We start from the raw sequence: 17,986 nt of genomic DNA, 5'->3' as shown, positions 1-17,986 counted from the left end.
ATATTTAACCCTTCTTCTTTGTTTCTTCTTTTATTTTGATTTCAATAGCCTGGTGCCCGGAATAATATCCACATTGTTTACAGACTTGATGCGCAGGTTTTGGCTGCTTGCATTGCGGGCAAGGTATCAAATTCTGCTTTTTTAATTTCCAATGTGTACGGCGTTTTCTGCCGCGTGATTTGGAATGTCTTCTCTTAGGTAATGGCACAGTTACACCCTCCTTCGTTTAAGTTTTTGCCGCATTTTAAACATATCCCCCTGCAATCACTGCTACAGAGGGTCTTAATCGGATAGCTCAAAATCAATTCTTCCCTTATGTCGCTGCTAAAATCGATCTCAGTTTCGTGTTTATCCAAAGGATAATCGACTCTAAAGCTTCTATCCAGCTCAACCTGCTTCTGCAACAGGCATCTGCTGCAGGTAATATTCATTGTTGCCGATAAATTAAAGTTGACACTTACTGCATTTGTGATGCGTGATACCTCAGCAGTAACCATTAAAGGCGTATCAAAGCTAACTAAATCAGTATCTAAATCCAGGCTTTTAGCGGGAACAAGTTCCTTTATAACCACACCTTCAGGTGGTATATTCAAAATACTGATTTTCACTTGCTCTTTTGAAGCTTAGCTTTTAGCGCCTTTACCACAAAATCAGGCACGAAGTTAGATAAATCAGCACCCAAAGAGGCGGCTTCCTTGAGGAGCTTTGAAGAAAGATAACTATAAGATTCCTGAGGCATTAGAAAGATTGTTTCTATATCAGGAGAGAGCTTCCTGTTAGTTAAAGCCATTTGAAATTCATATTCAAAGTCTGAAATCATCCTTAAGCCGCGGACAATCACTTTAGCCTTTTGTTTACGGGCATAATCCACAACCAACCCGTCAAAGCTATCTATTTGCACCCCATTCATGCCACGGGTAGCCTTTTCAAGCAGTTCAAGCCTCTCCTTAACGCTGAAAAACGGGGCCTTTTGGCTATTATTTGCAACTGCCACTATAACCTCAGAGAAAATCTCTTGGGCCCTCTTAATAAGGTCAATATGCCCGTAGGTTATGGGGTCAAAACTTCCTGGATATACAGCTTTTTGGCACATTATTCAGCAATTCTCCTGCAAAAAGTCAATATGGTATCCCCATAAGTTGACTGCTTAACAATTTTAAACTTGTCTTGCGGGATAATAAGCGAATCTTTCTTGAAATGTTGTATTATAATAAAACCATTGGGCGCTAATATATCATAAGCACTTAGCGTTTGCAAGGTTTTTTTTGCCAAATCTTTATAATAAGGCGGATCTAAGAAAATTATATCGAACTTATTACCATTATTCTGCAAGGCGATTATAGCCGATACTATATCTTTTGCCAGCACCCGGGCGTCTTTAACCCCAAGAGCCTCCATATTGCCCTTTATCGCTTTAACGCATCCGGCGTTGCTTTCAACAATAGTTAACGGCCCTGCCCCGCGGGAAGCTGCCTCAAAACTTACCGCTCCTGATCCTGCAAACAGTTCCAGGAAACTCAGGCCTTCTACATCAGCCAATATATCAAAAACGGCCTTTCTTACTTTTTCCTGAGTAGGCCTTATGCCTTTAGGTACTTTTAACGACCTGCCTCTATTGGCTCCTGAAGTTATACGCATCATATCAACTAAGAAATTACTTTAAGCCTTTCATAACCAGGGAATCTTTTGATGAGCTCCTGCTTTAACAAAAGATTGCTTCTATCGGCTAACACAGGATCGCGCCCGATAATCCTGATAGCCTCCTGCCTTGCCAATTTTAACAGGCGCATCTGTGTTAACGGGTTAGCTATTTTTAACTCGCTCAAACCGTGTTGCCTTTGCCCGAAGAATTCCCCCGGGCCGCGGATTTTTAAATCCTCTTCAGCTATCTTAAATCCATCGTTATATTTTACCATAGCCTGCATCCGCGCCCTAGCTTCTTCTGTCTCTGGGTCAGTTATCAAGATGCATACTGAGGGTTTGCTTCCTCTGCCTATGCGGCCGCGCAACTGATGTAATTGGCTCAAACCAAACCTTTCAGCCCTCTCTATTATGATACAACTGGCATTCGGTATATCAATACCTACTTCTAAAATCGTGGTTGATACCAAAGCGTCCAATTTACCGTCCTTAAAATCAAACATTATCCTGTTCTGCTGGATATCTGTCATTTGGCCATGTATAAGTCCCAGTTTATAGTCCTTTAATTGTCCCCTCTTCAATTCTTCAAACCTGTTTTTCGCCCCTTCTAATTCCAGTTTATCCGAATCTTCTATTGCCGGATAAACTATATAAACCTGCCCTCCATTATCCATATGCTGCTTAGCGATAGAATATGCCGTCGGCCTCTGGCTGGATGTAAAATGGACTGTTTCTATCGCAGGCCTGCCCGGAGGCAACTCGTTTAAAACAGAAATGTCTAAATCGCCATACATAGTGATAGCTAATGTCCGCGGTATAGGCGTAGCTGTCATGATAAGTAAATCAGGGTTACTGCCTTTTCTCGATAAAAGCGCACGCTGTCCTACGCCAAATTTATGCTGCTCGTCAATTATCACTAAACCTAATTCTTTGAATCTTATATCTTCCTCGATAAGAGCATGTGTACCTATTAAAATGTCGATTGAACCGGCAGATAAAGAAGCATAAATCTTTGATTTTTCGCTTTTTGAGAGGCTGCTGGTAAGAAGTCCTATTTTGATCCGCTTGCCATGGTAAGCCATGGAGGCAATCTGGGTGGATATCTTTTCAAAATGCTGCCTGGCCAACAATTCTGTAGGAACCATGAAGGCTACTTGATGGCCTGCGCCTACCACGATCATTGCCGCAGCCGTTGCTACTACGGTCTTGCCCGAACCGACATCTCCCTGCAACAATCTTTGCATAGGCGGGCTGTTTAACAAATCTTGCCGTATTTCTTTCATAACACCTTCCTGTCCGGCGGTAAGCTTAAACGGAAGGCTGTTAATAAAATCCGAAACTAAATCAACTTTTTCTCTATGGATAAACCCTTTGGATTCTTTTTTAGAAAGCTTTAGTAATATTATCGGGATTTGGAAAAGTAAAAATTCTTCAAATGACAGCCTTTGATAGGCAAGATTACGCATCTGGTGATCCTGCGGGAAATGTATATTAGTGAGGCTATTTGGCAGATTCAACAATTTATTGCGCGACCTTACATCATAAGGTATAAACTCTATAACCTGAGGCAAAAACTCCTTAAGCGCTGATCTTAATAGAGTCCTAAAATATCTCTGGGTCATATTGCCGGCAAGGGTATAAACCGGCACAATACCTGCGGGCTCGGAAGAGGCATCTTCCTCAACAACCTCAAATTCAGGGGCATTCATTTGCAGCCTGCCCCTGTAGCTTCTTATTTTACCGTATAAAATAATCTCATCTTGCGGCTTAATATATTCTTTTAAATACGGCTGGCTGAACCAAACACAGCTGATTTTACCCGAACCATCAGTAACTACTGCTTCAAATATATTTAAACCGCGCCTTTTAAAAGATACCCTGCGCTTTGTGGCCAAAACCGTACCTTTTATAGTACAGACCTGACCGTCAGCAAGCTGAGAAATATTTAAAAAACTTGTCCTGTCTTGATAACGCTTAGGGAAATAATAAAAAAGATCCTCTATATTGCTGATGCCAATACTCTTAAAAATAGCTGCTTTTTTCGGCCCAACCCCTTTTAAATACTGGATTTTTATATCTCTTAACTTGCTCATGATAAAATTGATTTTAGTTTACGGTGCACGGTTGACAGTTTAGAGCAGATAACTTACCGCTGTAAATTATTCCAAGAAGAGATGATTTTCTTATACTCGGCAAAGGCTGGCTTAGCTGAAAAATCCCATCTTATTAAACCCAGATAATCGACCCCATCTTTCCAGTGGTCTTTACAATCCCTGAAAAATGCCCAGAAAATGCGCTCGACCTGAGTCTCTTTCAATATTTTTGCATATACTTCCTTAAGCCAGGCAGCCTGCTCTTCTTCGCTGGGGTTCTTGCCCATCCACCAATCCTTAGTCTTTATACCGGGGGCAACTCCCGGGCAACCCAACTCAGTTATCCAAATAGGCTTATCAGAATCATTATTCCTGCGCATTATTTTCTCAGTCAGCCTTATTTGAGAAAGTACCCTCACTGACGACCCTTCTATTAATGGAGAATCAAAAATATGTATGTTCATCACGTCAAAATAATCTTTTGCCCCATTATCGTAAAGCCTGTTTACACTTGCCGGGCCATTAGCCAGGCCGCCGTTTAACACTATGCTTTGCGGAGCTATCTCCTTTATTTTCTTATAAGAATCCTTAAGCAAGCTGCAATACTGCTTCAATCCATCCTGGGGCGACCAGTAGATATGAGAGTCTGGCTCATTCCAGATCTCCCAATAGCTTACCTTATCTTTATATCTTTTCACGACTTCTGTAACATAATTAATGAACATGCCATTGTCAGTTGACGGAGAATTCCATTTCTTATCCGGTGAAGCCCAATCAGTGCTATAGTTAAGTATCCCCAGTATTTCAACACCGTTATCGGTTAGAATAGTTACTATATCATCGTATTTGCTAAAGTTTAATTTGCCCTGAAAAGGTTCAATATCAGACCATAAAAAATCCAATCGCACTATACCTATGCCGGCTTCCTTTAAAAGCGCCACCGATTTCTTAATAGTATCGGTATTGTTATATTTATATTTGTTCCATGCGTGGTTCCAATGGAAAAACTCAAGGACACCAAAAGGATTCTTTTTATCATTCATAATGTTTCCTCCGGAATTTTGCGCATAAATATTACAATAAAAAGAGATAAAAACTGATAACATAAGTAAAATGACTGCAGCCTTCTTCATTTTTTCTTTATTTCTTCAATATTAATATAATCGTTAAAGTCCATATCCTGTCCGAGCTCCTGCTTGACTATCCGTATCCTATCAGGAACATAGGGGTGCGTCTTAAAGTAATTTTTTGGCCTAAGCGGTTTTCTTTTATTAATCTCCTGGAGCTTTTCCAGGAAATCTATCATCGCTCCTGGTTTATACCCTGCCAAAGCTGTATATCGTGCGCCAAGCTGGTCGGCAAGCAATTCATCATCTCGCGAATAACCTAAAAGTATCTCAGTAAAAGCATAATCTGCTGCTGTACCTGCACCGGAAGAATCAGGCACGCTTGCAACAGCAATCCTTAAAAGAGAATACCCCATTACTGCCTGCAATTTCTTTATGCTGTGCCTGGCAACTACATGAGCTACTTCATGGGCTAATACCGCAGCCAGCTCATCGTCATTATCAACTTTATCAATGAGCCCTTTATTAACATATACAAAACCTCCGGGTAAGGCAAAGGCATTTACCTCTTCATCATCAATAACATTAAAAATATAACTTACGTCCTTCCTGTCGCAGACAAGAGCTATCTTTTTGCCTATATCCCTTACCCGCTTTTGGACCAAAGGGTCTTCATCAAGCTTATATTCTTTCTCTACTTCTTTTGAAATGTTCTTTCCCATTTGTATCTCTTTGTCCGTACTGTAAAAATAGGCCTCCTGCCTGCCTGTCACTATGTTATACTCCGTAGAACAACCGCTTATTAGTACGGGTAAAACAAATAAAAATAATAATATTCCGATTTTTCTTAAAGCAGCGAATAGCTTACTGATAGGTATACCCACCACCGTATAAAAACAACCATTTATTTTACGTATAAAAAGTGCACCCTGGCCCTGGATATCGAAACCTCCGGCCATGCTTAAGGGGTGCACCTTTGAAAAATAATCCTTAAGCTGTTTAGGGCTTAATTTATCCATATAGACCTTTGTTTTATCATAACCTGTCTTTCTTATATTGCGTTCTAGGTCAATTATTGCAAAACCGGAATAGACCCAGTGAGGTTTACTTGAAAGCCTGATAAGCATCCTTTTTGCCTCTTTAAGAGTCCTGGGTTTGCCATAGACTGTATTTCCCTGTACAACTATAGTATCAGCTCCGATTACGATGCCTTTCTTTATCTTTCGGGCAACAGATTCTGCTTTCATCAAAGCATTCGCTTTAACTATATGAGGATAGTTTCTTGAAGGAGAATGCATTATTTCGTTGATCCTGGCAGGAACAACCCTAAAACGTAAACCAAGGCTCTTTAACAACTTTCTTCTTGCAGCAGATCTGGAAGCTAAATATATTAATTCCATATTAACTGGCTGAAGCGCTTTTACCGGCTAAATATCCGGTAGAAAAAGCTGCCTGCAGATTAAATCCTCCTGTATCAGCATCAACATCTATCATTTCGCCTGCAAAATACAATCCTTTGACAATCTTAGATTCCATAGTACGCGGGTTAATGTCTTTAAGAGACACCCCTCCCCGAGTGATCATTGCCTCTTCTATAGGCCTGGGTTTAACCAGCCTCAACGTAAATGACTTAAACAAACTACAAAGTTTTTTCCTCTCCTCTGCCGAGATATAGCTTATTTTCTTATCCCCGTCAATACCGGACAGAGAAAGAAAAACACTTATTAACCTCTGTGGTAAAGAAAGCTTAAGCACATTCTTGATAGCTTTCTTGCCATTTCCTTTAAAATCCCTCAACAATCGCAGGTTAAGCTGGTCATCCGATAAGGCTGGCTTAAGGTCTATTTCGACAACGACCTCTTTTGCGTCCTTAAGCCAATCTACTATCCTGCCGCTATAAGTAAACACAAGTGGTCCGGAAATACCAGTATGCGTAAAAAGAATCTCCCCTATATCTGATACAATGCTCTTTTTATCCCCTTTAAAACGTAAACGGATATTTTTTAAAGTTATGCCTGCTAAATCTTTGATAAAATCTTCAGCTGTATCTAAAGCTACCAATCCCGGCCTTAAAGCAACAACCCTGTGCCCAAGCCTCAGGGCAATCTTTATGCCCTTACCGTCGGAACCGGTAAAGCTATACGAAATTCCTCCTGTTGCCATTATCAATCGATCCGTCTCAAGCAAACTGTTATCAAAAAGCCTTACCCCTCTGACCATACCATCCTCAGCTATTACATCTTTGACCGGCGTAGAAAACATTATTTTTACCTTACTTGCCTTAAGTTCGCGCGCCAGTACCTGAACTATACTTGCAGAATCATCGGTAGCGGGAAAGACGCGCTGCTGCCTCTCGACCTTTATCCCGAGGCCTCTGCTTTGGAAAAATTCTATTAACTCTTTATTAAAGAATACTTTAAAGGCGTCCCTTAAGAATTCGCCATTATTAGAAAACCTGGCCAGGAATTGTTCTAATTCGACCGCATTGGTAAGATTGCAGCGGCCTTTACCGCTTATAAGAAGTTTCTTGCCTAAGGAAGGGTTCTGTTCAATAAGAGTTACCGGTGTGCCTGACTGAGATGCCTTTATAGCAGCCATCATCCCTGCAGGGCCAGCGCCTATTACGATGATTTTTTGCATTTACAAATTGAGTGGTGCAAATATTAAATATCAAAATCAGATATTTTGAAAATTGGCTTTAAAACTATTCCGTGTTCAGAAAGGTTCTTATCCGCACCCTCGCATCTATCGACAACGACAATTGCAGTATCCGCTTTCAGGCCGGCTTGGTCCAAAGCTGCCTTAGCTTCAATTATAGCTTTGCCTGTAGTAGCAACATCGTCAACAAGAACAACTTTAGCCCCCGGATTCAACTTAGGGCCTTCGATTAGCCTCTGCATGCCGTGGCCCTTTGCAGATTTACGAACAATAAAAGTATTCACCGGGCTTTTCTCCAGGTAGCTGATTGCGGCCAGGGCCCCTACGATCGGGTCAGCTCCCAGGGTGGGCCCTCCTACAGCAGATATATTCAATCCTTTGATCATTTCGATGATAATCTTAGCTACTAAATAAGCCCCTTCTGAAGAAAGGGTGACTATGCGCCCATCTAAATAATAAGTGCTTTCTTTTCCTGAAGATAGCACAAACTTCCCTTTCTTGAGCGCCTCTCTTTTTAAAAGAGAATGCAACCGCCCTCGATAATAGTTTATATCCCTTAACTGGGTTTCCATAAATTAATATTGTACTATCCTGTTTTGGGAGTGTCAATGAGTTAGTTCACGCCTGCCTGCCGGTAGGCAGGGTTCATTGTCCATGGTTGATAGTCGCATTCGAAGAAATAGAGATTATCTATGATCTATGAACCATGAACTATGAACCATTATCTATGAACTATCTATAACCTTTTGACAAAGCATTATTTCATTGGTATCATATCGTTATGTTTATTAGCCTCTTAAAGGGCATAAAAGACATTATTTATCCCAGGGTTTGCATCGCTTGTAATACAAAAATATCGGAAGATGCCTCCATTGAAAAACTGATCTGCTTAAAATGCTGGGAAAAAATCGGCAGAAATAAACCGCCATTTTGCCAGCAATGCGGAAGGCAACTCCAGAGAAAAAATATTAATAAAAGTATTTGTGATGGATGCGTAAGGTCAAACGTTTATTTTGACCGCGCCTTCAGCCCGTACAGATATGAAGGGGCTATAAAAAAATTGATACATAATTTTAAATATAATAATAAAAAATTTTTAAATAAGCCGCTGGCGAACCTACTGATTAATTTTATTAACGAATATGAGATACCGATCAGGTTTATAGATTTCCTGGTTCCTATACCGCTAAACAACGCACGGCTCAGAGAAAGGGAATTTAACCAGTCGCAGCTCTTAGCGGAACGTCTTTCCATGATATTAAGTAAACCTGTCTTAAACAACGCCTTATCTAGAGTAGTCAACACCAGATCACAGGCAGAACTTAACGGACAAGAGCGTTTTATAAATATCAAGAACGCTTTCCGCACAATAGAGACCTCTGCAATCAAGGGCAAGAATATACTGCTCGTAGATGATGTGTTTACAACCGGCGCTACTCTTTCTGAAGCAGCCTGTGTTTTAAAAAAATCCGGAGCTAATATAGTATTTGCCTTAACGCTAGCAAATTAAATATGAAAATACTCAGAGATTACTTTTTAAAAGAATTCTTGGGCCCTTTATTTTTAAGCCTGGGGGTCCTTACTTTCGTAATGCTTATCGGTAATCTGATCAAGATCGCCGACCTGATAATCAATAAGGGTGTTGATATCTTCAATGTAGCAAAACTGTTCTTATTTATGGCGCCTTACTTGTTAACCTACACCCTGCCAATATCAGCATTGACCGCCGTTTTACTCTCCCTTGGCAGGTTATCCAGCGATAATGAAATAATCGCTATTAAGGCAAGCGGAATTAACCTTTTTAAACTTATTTTTCCCCTTCTGATTACCGGCACACTCCTCAGCCTGGTCCTGGTGGTCTTTAACGACAGGGTTATCCCCTATGCACATTTCGCGGCAAGAAAAACTCTCATTGAAGTAGGGATTAAAAACCCTGCCGCTGCCCTTGAACCCGGGGTCTTCATTGATTCCTTTGAGAAATATATTTTATTTATCTATCGTATTGATCAGAATAAATTAAGCAACATACGTATATATGAACCCCAGGGAGATGATAAACCGACCAGGACAATCGTTGCAAAAAGAGGCGAATTTGTTGCAGATCCAGAAAAAAATATGGTCAAGCTTAAATTGATTGACGGGAGTTCTGATGAACCTGACCCTGAAAACCCAAGTAATTTTTACAAACTCAACTTTAAGACCTACTTCATGACCCTGAATATGAATAATGCCCAGGATAGCAAAGAGATAAACAAAAAACCTAAAGATATGACAATACAAGAGCTTAAAAAGGAAGTAAATACCGTCAAAAAGGAAGGTATTGACCCCTCTCCTCTTATAACCGAAATAAACAAGAAAATATCACTGGCCTTCTCCTGTTTTGTCTTCATACTTTTAGGTGTGCCTCTTGCGATCATGACAAAAAGAAGGGAAAAATCCATCAACTTCGGCATAGCGTTTGTCGTCGTAGGTATATACTACCTTTTATTAATGGGCTCAGAAGCCTTGAGTTTACAGGGGCAAATGGATCCGATGATCGCTATGTGGCTGCCAAATATTTTATTTATCTTAATCGGCGCCTTTCTTACCTATAAAATATGCGCATACTAGATAGATATATTTTAAAATCTGTAGTCGGGATATTTATCGGCTGCACCCTGACATTCCTTTTCCTCTATGTAGTCGTAGATATATTCTCGCACTTGGATGATTTCCTTAAAATGAAAGTAGGATTATCTGTATTGATTAAATATTACCTTTCATTTTTGCCGATAATATTTGTCCAAGTCACGCCCATATCATGCCTATTGAGCACGCTATATACCTTTAGCAAGCTAAATACCAGCAATGAGCTTATTGCAATGCGCTCTGCAGGGATGAGTATATTCCAGATTACTAAAACAGTGGTGCTCTTCGGAGCTATAATAAGCATGCTTGTATTTTGGGTAAATGACAAATTTGTCCCGAATGCCTCCGCGACTACGGAAGCAATAAAAGAAGATATGGAAAAAAGCAACCCAAAGAAATCAACAGAAACAAAACAGGAGGATATCACTAATCTTTCCATGTATGGGTTGAGAAACAGGCTTTTTTTCATTAAGAGATTTTCCGTTGCCACGAATACCATGTTTGGGATCACCATACTCGAGCAAGATCAGAAACAGAATATAGTAAAGAAAATAGTGGCCTCTAAAGGGGTATATGAGAATGGGTTATGGAAATTTTTTCAGTGTATAACCTATAATTTCGACCAGAACGGCCAGATTAAAGATGAGCCGGTTTATTTTGACCAGGAAATAATGGCCATAGCTGAAACCCCAAAAGACTTTCTTAGCCAAAGACAGCGGACAGATCTAATGACCATCGCGCAAATTGATGATTACATATGGAGGCTGTCAAAAAGCGGGGCAGAAAACGTCATAAACAACCTCAAGGTAGAGCTCTTCCAGAGATTTGCCTCTCCGTTTACCAGCCTGGTAATAATAATCCTGGGGATACCGTTCTCATTCGTTATAAGAAGGCGTGCTGCGGGGATATCATCATTGGGGTTATCAATTATGATGGGATTCCTCTATTATGGCATGAATGCGGTAAGTATAGCCTTGGGGAAAAAAGGAGTACTGCCCCCCTTAACTGCAGCAACACTAAGCCATATCATCGCTCTAAGCATCGGCCTGTATTTAATAAGTAAAATACCCTAACTAGTTCACAGCAATATTTAACTATCTCCGCGAACTGTGATCTGTAAACAGTGAACTAATCTATATACACCCTCGGTATCCTGCTGCCTAATCCACAAACTATCTCATAAGGTATGGTACTGCTTTTAACGGATAATTCTTCAGCACTGATTTCATTATTTAACTGCCTGCCTATCAAAACCACTTCCTGGCCAACCTTAACAGGAAAATCTCCGACATCAACCATAATCTGGTCCATGCATATTCTTCCGCTGATCCTAAAGCGCCTTCCGCCTATTAAAACATCTGCCTTATTTGATAAAATGCGCGGATAGCCATCTCCATAACCAATCGGTAATGTGACTATAGTCGTCCTTTTTTTTGTTATATAGATATGGCCATAGCTGATACCTGAGCCTTTTGGCACCACTTTTTTATAAATTATTTTTGTCTTAAGGCTTAAAACCGGTTTAAGTATTATTTTTAGATCGCGGACAGGATACAACCCGTATATTACCAATCCCGGCCTGACCATATTAAAATGGCTGTCTTTGTAATTAATAACACCCATGCTATTAGCAGCGTGAATTATAGGGATATTGATATTGTTTTTGCCAAGAGAACTTATAATGTTGCTAAATATATTTATTTGTTTATTGGTAAAATTACGGTCTAAATCTGCGAATGCTAAATGAGTAAAAGCCCCCTCTATATCAATATATTCCATTTTCTTAAGCCATTTTATGAACCTGACTGCGTCTTCAGATAATACGCCTATCCTGTTCATGCCAGTATCTATCTTTACATGCACCTTGGCAGCCTTAAACAGCATTCTGCCCTTTTTATTCAGGGCAATTGCCAGTTCTTTAGAACAAACCGTGGCACTGAGATCATATTCAAATATCGGGCCGATATCATTTTTAAGCACCACCCCTAATATTAATATAGGCGTATTGACCCCTGCTTTACGCAACATTATGCCTTCATCTATAGAGGCTACTCCCAGATAATCGACCCCGAGCGCCTCAAGCTTCTTGGATACCTTAATCAACCCATGGCCATAAGCATCGGCCTTGACTGTAACCATTACTTTAACGCCAGGGCCGACAATCTTAGATAACTGTTTAAAATTATACTCAAGGTTATTCAGGTTTATTTCAGCCCATGTTGGCCTAAACCCTATAGCATGCCGATCTTTCATTCATACGCTCCGATATAAATAACATTCATCTCAATGATACAATAATTAAAATCCGTCACTATTGAATTAGCCTCAAGATACATTCACCCTCTTAACCTGGCAATTTTCAGGATACAGATAAATAGGGTTCAAATCTTCCTTGAATGGTTTCTTTACCCTTTCTAAGCATAGATTAATTATATTATGGCCCTTTGGATACCACATGTCCTTATCAGCTAATGCCGAACATTTACGGCTGTTTAAGATTTTCTCTTTATAGAAACTTATAGCGTCTCCGGTAAATATGCATTTATGCTTTATACCGCTTAAGATAGAATCTATATTGGCTAACTTCAATTTTCCGACTCTCAGGCAGGAGTGATCTTTTATCCTATACAAACCGTGATACACCAGGCCCCTCTTGGCATCTGTAACGACTGCAATATAACCGTCTGAAAACGCCATATTCCTGGCAATAACATCAAGGCTGGAAAATCCAAAAGAAGGTTTTCTTAGCGACCAACTAAGCGCCTTTATGACAGATACGCCTATCCTTATGCCTGTAAATGAACCCGGGCCCAAACCACAGGCAAAATAATCGATCTCACCTATCTTGCATCCGGTTGAATTAACGGTCTCAGTAATAGCCTCTAGAATTAATCCCGATAATTTGGCTCCGGTCTCCAGATTGTATGAATATGCCCTTCCATCTTTAAATAGGCCTAACGAAAAATTCTTACTGCTTGTGTCTATTCCTAATATCCTCATAAAAGCTCCTGGTTACTTCTTGGTAATGCCTGCCCATGGGAACAAACCCAAGAATCCTGCCGTTATCAATAATAGATATGTCTATCTTTAAAAAATTCTCGGGCATCAAATTTCCGAGCTTTTCCGGCCATTCTATGGCGGAAACTGCATCATTATAAAGCAGCTCATCATAGCCTAAATCTGCTAACTCAAAAGGCATAATTATTCTATATAGATCCAAATGGAACAACTTAATCCTGCCTTCATATTTACGGACTATAACAAAAGTTGGGCTGATAACCTCTTCTTTATCTATGCCTAAGCCTGCAGCTAAACCCTTGACAAATACAGTCTTTCCCGAACCCAGCTGTCCCGACAAACAAATGATGTCGCCTTTAGAAACATAGCGGGCAAGATTCTTTCCAAGTTTAAAGGTATTTTCCGGAGAATGAGAAATTATTTTCATATGTCAAAAATGCCTGTAACCGCTGAATCGGCAAATATCCATTTCCCTGCCTGAAGGTCCGATTAACTTTAATCCCTTTTTCTTGTCAACTACCTCTCCTATTGGAGTAAATTTATATTTTCTCTCCATGATAAGCTTGGCTGCCTGCTTCTTCGGCAAAGAAAATAACAGCTCAAACTCCTCACCTGAGGCAAGCGCACGCCTTGCATCTTTAACGCCCCTTGCCAGTGGTATCTTTGAATAATAAACCAATGCACCAACGGAGCTTCTATCTGTTATATGCTTTAAATCCTGCACCAAGCCGTCAGAGATATCTATCATTGCGCTAATATCGAATCTTGCGGTCAGGTATCTTGCTTCTTCTACCCGGGGAATAAATTTAAAATGCTTTCCGGACCCGAGAGCTCCAAGCGCACCGCTTACAAATATAACATCACCGGGCTTAGCACCGCTACGCAATACAAGCCTGCGTTTTTCTACAAATCCTAATATGCTCGTATCAATAACAAGCCTATCACTGTCGCTTAAGTCACCGCCGACAATGTTAATACTATATTCTCTTGCAATAGAATTGAGGCCATTAAATATTCTTTTTGCTTTTTCAAGTTTAGATTTTCTGGGCAACCCGATGGAAACTACGGCATATTTTGGGACGCCTGAACAGGCGGCTATATCACTTATTGATACCCCCAAAGCCTTTCTGCCTATTAACTCTGGTTTATCCCGAGCCAGGAAATCGACTCCTTCAATTATCATATCACAGCTAAAAAGCAATAATTTAGCCTTGTCCCATTTTATCACAGCACAATCATCTCCCGGGCCCACTAAAACAGAAGAATCATTTTTAATCCTGCTGCTAAAGCTATTAATAAGGCCAAATTCTCCCAGGCTGCTGATCAGCTTATTTTTTGTCATTTACAATCTCACAAGCTTATTTTTAAAAGGTGGAAATACTGTTCCTTTATCGGTGATTATTGCACTTATCAGTTTATTATCGGTAATGTCAAAAGCTGGATTATAGACTTTTACCCCTTTTGGCGCTATTGGTTTTTTAAAAAACATGTCCGTCAGCTCCTTAGGGTTACGCTCTTCAATAACGATATGCTTGCCGCTTCTTAATGTTTTATCTATAGTTGATTCCGGGGCAGCTATATAGAAAGGTATATTATGATATCTACTTAATACTGCCAGGCTGTAAGTGCCGATTTTATTTGCGGTATCTCCATTAGCTGCGATCCTGTCAGCGCCAGCTATAACCTTATCTATTTTCCCTTGCTTCATAAGGGCTGCTGCCATACTGTCGCATACCAGTGTAACATCGATCTTGTGCCTCTTCAATTCCCAGCTGGTCAGCCTTGCTCCTTGGAACATAGGCCTGGTCTCGCAGGCATATACTTTTATTTTTTTTCCGCTGTTAACTGCGCTATATATCACTCCCAGGGCAGTGCCGTAATCCACGGTCGCCAATATGCCGGTATTACAGATAGTAAGAACACTATCCCCGTTTTTAAACAGCTTGGCTCCATGATTTCCGATGCTCCTGCAGGCTTTACGGTCCTCATTAATTATAGCCCTGGCTTCGTTTAATAGAGCATTCTTAATCTCCGCAAGCTTCAAGCCGTAACTATTAGTTACTACTCTTCGCATCCTCTCCAAGCCCCAAAAAAGGTTCCTGGCAGTCGGCCGGCTTAAACCTATAAAAGCGATTATTCTGTTTACTTCTCCGCTAAACTCGCTAAAACTCCGGGCCCTGCTGTCCTTACAGCCAACATAAACACCAAGAGCCGCAGCTGCAGCTAAGGCAGGTGCGCCGCGCACCTTCATTTCTTTTATTGCATTCCAAATCCCGTTTAAATCATCAATATAAATATATTTAAACTGGCCCGGCAAGAGTGTCTGATCAATAAGTTTTATACTATTATTTGCCCAATCAATTGTCTTTATGCCCATACCCATATTCTCCCTGATTCTGGATTTCACCTTCCAGCAGTCTTATTTTTTCAATTATCTGGTTTTTTATTGAACGGCATTGACCATCTTTAAGTAAAGACAAGGTTTTTTTATACGCCTTCAATGCCCCCTTTATATCGCCCAAATTATACAGGCTATCAGCTAAGCCGTCATAAGTTACTGCCCTGTCCTTATCAAGGCTAAGGGCCTTATTAAAATAAACTACCGATTCCGTATACCGGCCGATATTATTTAACAACCAGGCTTTATTATGATAAACAGTTGAATAATCGGGTTCGGCATTAATACCTTTATCAAAATACTCAAACGCTTCTTCTATTATTCCCAGCTCCACCATACACAGAGCCCGGTCATTATAAGCAGCTCCGTCTTTAGGGTTTAGTTTGATGGCAGAATCAAAATACTCTATAGCAGTAGCGTAATTTTTGCGCAAAAGGGCAATTTGTCCCCTGAAATAATTTTGCTCTGCCAATAAGCCTGCTTCTTCGGCTTTAAGTAAACCTTGCCTTGCCAGCTTCATTGCCTTTATAATCGTACCATAAGTTATTTCGCGATCAAGCCTGTCCCTTAAGCTAGCTAATCTAGAATGAAAGCTCATATTCTACAAACCGATCAATTTAGCCAGGATGCTCTTCTTTGTTTTTATCGCTGATTTCGGACAAACCTCCTGGCAGCAAAAACAGGAAATACAATTCTTATAGTCAAAAGAAATGATCTCCCTCTTAAAAGATATGCATTTATTAGGGCATGCTCTTATACAGGCAGCACAAGATATACAGTTATCCCTTTCAACGCACGGATAATATTTAATAAGGCTTTTAGCTAACCTTAATACTGATTTAGGGATCTTTCCCTTAACAAAACTGGCCTGCGGTAATAAAAATGATTTATCTTTTATGCTGTCTATGTCCTGGCCGAGTATTTCTATATTATCCATATCCGCCGGCCCTAAGCCCCTGGAGGCTGCCTTACGTATTGTCGGCACATCTTGCGGGTTCATGCCCATTATTAAAGATACCACTGAATCCAGAGCCGCTGCATTGCTGCTGGCAAGCAAAAGATTCAGTGCCTTGGGCTTACCCGATGTCCCTGGGCCGTCGCCTTCCATAGCCAATATCCCGTCTGCAATCGAAAGGCAGGGCTTTACTTCTTCATATATATCAACCAGCATATCAGCAAAATCATCTTGCTCAAAATATATCTTGTGCAGCTCTGTTTTATATGTGCCGCTGACTAGGCCAAAAAGATTCTTTATTGCGCAAGACATGACAGTAAAATTGTGGGTTTTGACCTTAGGCAGATTAACAACATGATCACACTCATCCAATACTGCTGCCAGAGGGAATTTTTTTCTCCAGCGCCTCTTTTTTAAATCTATTAACTCTACCGCCTCTTCTCTGCAAGCATGCTCTATCCCGGATATCCTATATACATCTTCGATATTTTCAATATTGCCTCCCCATACACTGGGACCATCACCAACAACCACTCGGCAATCAAGCTCCTTAAGCAGACGTATCGCTGCCCTGGCCACCGAAGGATGAGTGACTACCGCTGTTTCAGGCGGTACAGCCATTAACAGGTTTGGCTTTACCAGAACCCTGCTTTTAGGCCTTATAAATTTATCTAAGCCGCCCAAAATACCGACAGCTTCCTTAACGCTATTATAAACCGCATCAAGGCTATAATCATTACATTTAACTACTGAAACCTTTGAATTCATTTTAACCCAAAAAATGACTTTGCATTTGCTGTCGTTACAGAAGCTACCTCTTCAATACTCAAATCCTTGATCCTTGCCATCTCGGCTACAAGAGTGCTTATGTGAGCCGGATCATTCCTTCTGCCCCGGTAACCTTCAGGTGCTAAGTAAGGAGCATCTGTCTCAAGCATTACCCTGTTTAATGGCGATAACTTGACTACCGCCCTTAACTTATCGGCTTTTTTATATGTTATATTGCATGTAAAGGAAATAAAAAGCCCGAGGTCCAGGCATTCCTTTAAGAACTGCTCATCACCAGAAAAACAATGTATGACAGCTTTAGCAGGTTTAATATCCCTGATGATACTGAGTGTGTCTTCCTCTGCATTACGGCAATGAACAACCACAGGCAGTTGAAGCTGGGCGGCTAACACCCCCAGCTCAACGAACATCTTCTTCTGCGCATCCTGCGAAGAATAATTCTTGAAATAATCCAGGCCTATCTCTCCTATAGCAACAACTTTTTTGCAGACAGCCAACTTCTTAATCGCTTCTAATCCTGTGCTGTCGAAACTATCGGCATCATGGGGATGTATTCCCACAGATGCATAAATACAGCCGTAAGTATCGGCAAGGCTAACAGAATTTTGCGAGGATAAAATATCAGAACCTATGTTAATCATCGTTAAAACGCCTTTTTTAACAGCGTTCTTAATCACAGATTCTCTGTCTGAATCGAATTCCGGAAAGTCTAAATGGCAGTGCGTATCGACAAACATAT

The 17,986-nt window shown here is 40.5% G+C and carries 20 protein-coding genes; 3 read left to right on the top strand and 17 right to left on the bottom strand.

The genetic code is table 11. The features are described 5' to 3' along the window. Positions 1 to 4 precede the first annotated feature (4 nt). From C4533_06820 to pyrE, 9 genes are read right to left on the bottom strand one after another with little or no spacing between them, the layout of a single operon-like run. Positions 5 to 208 carry a 50S ribosomal protein L32 gene (locus C4533_06820; GenBank protein ID RJP28182.1) on the bottom strand — a complete coding sequence of 68 codons (204 nt, stop codon included), beginning with the start codon at positions 206 to 208 and terminating at the stop codon, positions 5 to 7. Then, the gene (locus C4533_06815) at positions 195 to 608 is read right to left on the bottom strand and encodes a DUF177 domain-containing protein (protein RJP28181.1); all 414 of its coding nucleotides are present in this window, start codon (positions 606 to 608) and stop codon (positions 195 to 197) included. Before C4533_06815 ends, C4533_06820 begins: the two co-directional genes overlap by 14 nt. After that, positions 605 to 1,093, bottom strand: a complete 489-nt coding sequence (locus C4533_06810; protein RJP28180.1) for a pantetheine-phosphate adenylyltransferase — start codon at positions 1,091 to 1,093, stop codon at positions 605 to 607. The genes C4533_06815 and C4533_06810 overlap by 4 nt, the downstream gene beginning before the upstream one ends. Then, the gene (gene rsmD / locus C4533_06805) at positions 1,093 to 1,641 is read right to left on the bottom strand and encodes a 16S rRNA (guanine(966)-N(2))-methyltransferase RsmD (GenBank protein RJP28179.1); all 549 of its coding nucleotides are present in this window, start codon (positions 1,639 to 1,641) and stop codon (positions 1,093 to 1,095) included. Before rsmD ends, C4533_06810 begins: the two co-directional genes overlap by 1 nt. Positions 1,642 to 1,646: 5 nt before the next feature. Then, positions 1,647 to 3,734 (bottom strand): ATP-dependent DNA helicase RecG, encoded by a 2,088-nt coding sequence (gene recG, locus C4533_06800; protein RJP28178.1) that lies wholly within the window; start codon positions 3,732 to 3,734, stop codon positions 1,647 to 1,649. Positions 3,735 to 3,787: 53 nt separating this feature from the next. Next, positions 3,788 to 4,867 carry a hypothetical protein gene (locus tag C4533_06795; protein ID RJP28177.1) on the bottom strand — a complete coding sequence of 360 codons (1,080 nt, stop codon included), beginning with the start codon at positions 4,865 to 4,867 and terminating at the stop codon, positions 3,788 to 3,790. Then, positions 4,864 to 6,201, bottom strand: a complete 1,338-nt coding sequence (gene maf / locus C4533_06790; protein RJP28176.1) for a septum formation protein Maf — start codon at positions 6,199 to 6,201, stop codon at positions 4,864 to 4,866. Before maf ends, C4533_06795 begins: the two co-directional genes overlap by 4 nt. A 1-nt stretch (position 6,202) precedes the next feature. Continuing rightward, the gene (locus tag C4533_06785; protein ID RJP28175.1) at positions 6,203 to 7,441 is read right to left on the bottom strand and encodes an NAD(P)/FAD-dependent oxidoreductase; all 1,239 of its coding nucleotides are present in this window, start codon (positions 7,439 to 7,441) and stop codon (positions 6,203 to 6,205) included. A 23-nt stretch (positions 7,442 to 7,464) separates the two neighbouring features. After that, on the bottom strand, positions 7,465 to 8,031 hold the full coding sequence (pyrE, locus tag C4533_06780; protein ID RJP28174.1) for an orotate phosphoribosyltransferase: 567 nt from the start codon (positions 8,029 to 8,031) through the stop codon (positions 7,465 to 7,467). A 209-nt stretch (positions 8,032 to 8,240) separates the two neighbouring features. On the opposite strand from pyrE, the gene C4533_06775 reads away from it, so the two are divergent. The 3 genes from C4533_06775 to C4533_06765 are packed head-to-tail and all read left to right on the top strand — an operon-like array spanning position 8,241 to position 11,160. Further along, positions 8,241 to 8,969 carry a ComF family protein gene (locus tag C4533_06775; GenBank protein ID RJP28173.1) on the top strand — a complete coding sequence of 243 codons (729 nt, stop codon included), beginning with the start codon at positions 8,241 to 8,243 and terminating at the stop codon, positions 8,967 to 8,969. Positions 8,970 to 8,971: 2 nt separating this feature from the next. After that, positions 8,972 to 10,069: a YjgP/YjgQ family permease gene (locus C4533_06770; GenBank protein ID RJP28172.1), complete on the top strand. Its 1,098-nt coding sequence runs from the start codon at positions 8,972 to 8,974 to the stop codon at positions 10,067 to 10,069. Then, positions 10,057 to 11,160 carry a YjgP/YjgQ family permease gene (locus C4533_06765; protein RJP28171.1) on the top strand — a complete coding sequence of 368 codons (1,104 nt, stop codon included), beginning with the start codon at positions 10,057 to 10,059 and terminating at the stop codon, positions 11,158 to 11,160. The genes C4533_06770 and C4533_06765 overlap by 13 nt, the downstream gene beginning before the upstream one ends. A 55-nt stretch (positions 11,161 to 11,215) precedes the next feature. On the opposite strand, the gene alr is transcribed toward C4533_06765, so the two are convergent. The 8 genes from alr to C4533_06725 all read right to left on the bottom strand — a co-directional run bounded on the left by alr (position 11,216) and on the right by C4533_06725 (position 17,984). Continuing rightward, entirely contained in the window at positions 11,216 to 12,340 is a 1,125-nt protein-coding gene (alr, locus tag C4533_06760; GenBank protein RJP28170.1) for an alanine racemase, read from the bottom strand. A gap of 72 nt (positions 12,341 to 12,412) precedes the next feature. Then, positions 12,413 to 13,087 carry a tRNA (adenosine(37)-N6)-threonylcarbamoyltransferase complex dimerization subunit type 1 TsaB gene (gene tsaB, locus C4533_06755; GenBank protein ID RJP28169.1) on the bottom strand — a complete coding sequence of 225 codons (675 nt, stop codon included), beginning with the start codon at positions 13,085 to 13,087 and terminating at the stop codon, positions 12,413 to 12,415. Continuing rightward, complete coding sequence (tsaE, locus tag C4533_06750) at positions 13,056 to 13,532, bottom strand: tRNA (adenosine(37)-N6)-threonylcarbamoyltransferase complex ATPase subunit type 1 TsaE (protein ID RJP28168.1); 477 nt, start codon at positions 13,530 to 13,532, stop codon at positions 13,056 to 13,058. The genes tsaB and tsaE overlap by 32 nt, the downstream gene beginning before the upstream one ends. A gap of 3 nt (positions 13,533 to 13,535) precedes the next feature. Further along, a complete protein-coding gene (locus C4533_06745) occupies positions 13,536 to 14,447 on the bottom strand; it encodes a thiamine-monophosphate kinase (GenBank protein ID RJP28167.1) in 912 nt (303 codons plus the stop codon). Continuing rightward, on the bottom strand, positions 14,448 to 15,488 hold the full coding sequence (gene mtnA / locus C4533_06740; protein RJP28166.1) for an S-methyl-5-thioribose-1-phosphate isomerase: 1,041 nt from the start codon (positions 15,486 to 15,488) through the stop codon (positions 14,448 to 14,450). Continuing rightward, entirely contained in the window at positions 15,463 to 16,101 is a 639-nt protein-coding gene (locus C4533_06735) for a tetratricopeptide repeat protein (GenBank protein ID RJP28165.1), read from the bottom strand. The genes mtnA and C4533_06735 overlap by 26 nt, the downstream gene beginning before the upstream one ends. Before the next feature lie 3 nt (positions 16,102 to 16,104). Next, complete coding sequence (locus tag C4533_06730; protein ID RJP28164.1) at positions 16,105 to 17,226, bottom strand: DUF362 domain-containing protein; 1,122 nt, start codon at positions 17,224 to 17,226, stop codon at positions 16,105 to 16,107. Beyond that, the gene (locus C4533_06725) at positions 17,223 to 17,984 is read right to left on the bottom strand and encodes a TatD family deoxyribonuclease (protein RJP28163.1); all 762 of its coding nucleotides are present in this window, start codon (positions 17,982 to 17,984) and stop codon (positions 17,223 to 17,225) included. Before C4533_06725 ends, C4533_06730 begins: the two co-directional genes overlap by 4 nt. Positions 17,985 to 17,986 lie beyond the last annotated feature (2 nt).

The sequence above is a fragment of the Candidatus Omnitrophota bacterium genome (assembly GCA_003598025.1).
Classification (GTDB): domain Bacteria; phylum Omnitrophota; class Gorgyraeia; order Gygaellales; family Profunditerraquicolaceae; genus Profunditerraquicola.
Note: the sequence above shows the minus strand (reverse complement) of the source record. Positions and strands in the feature narration are given on the sequence as shown.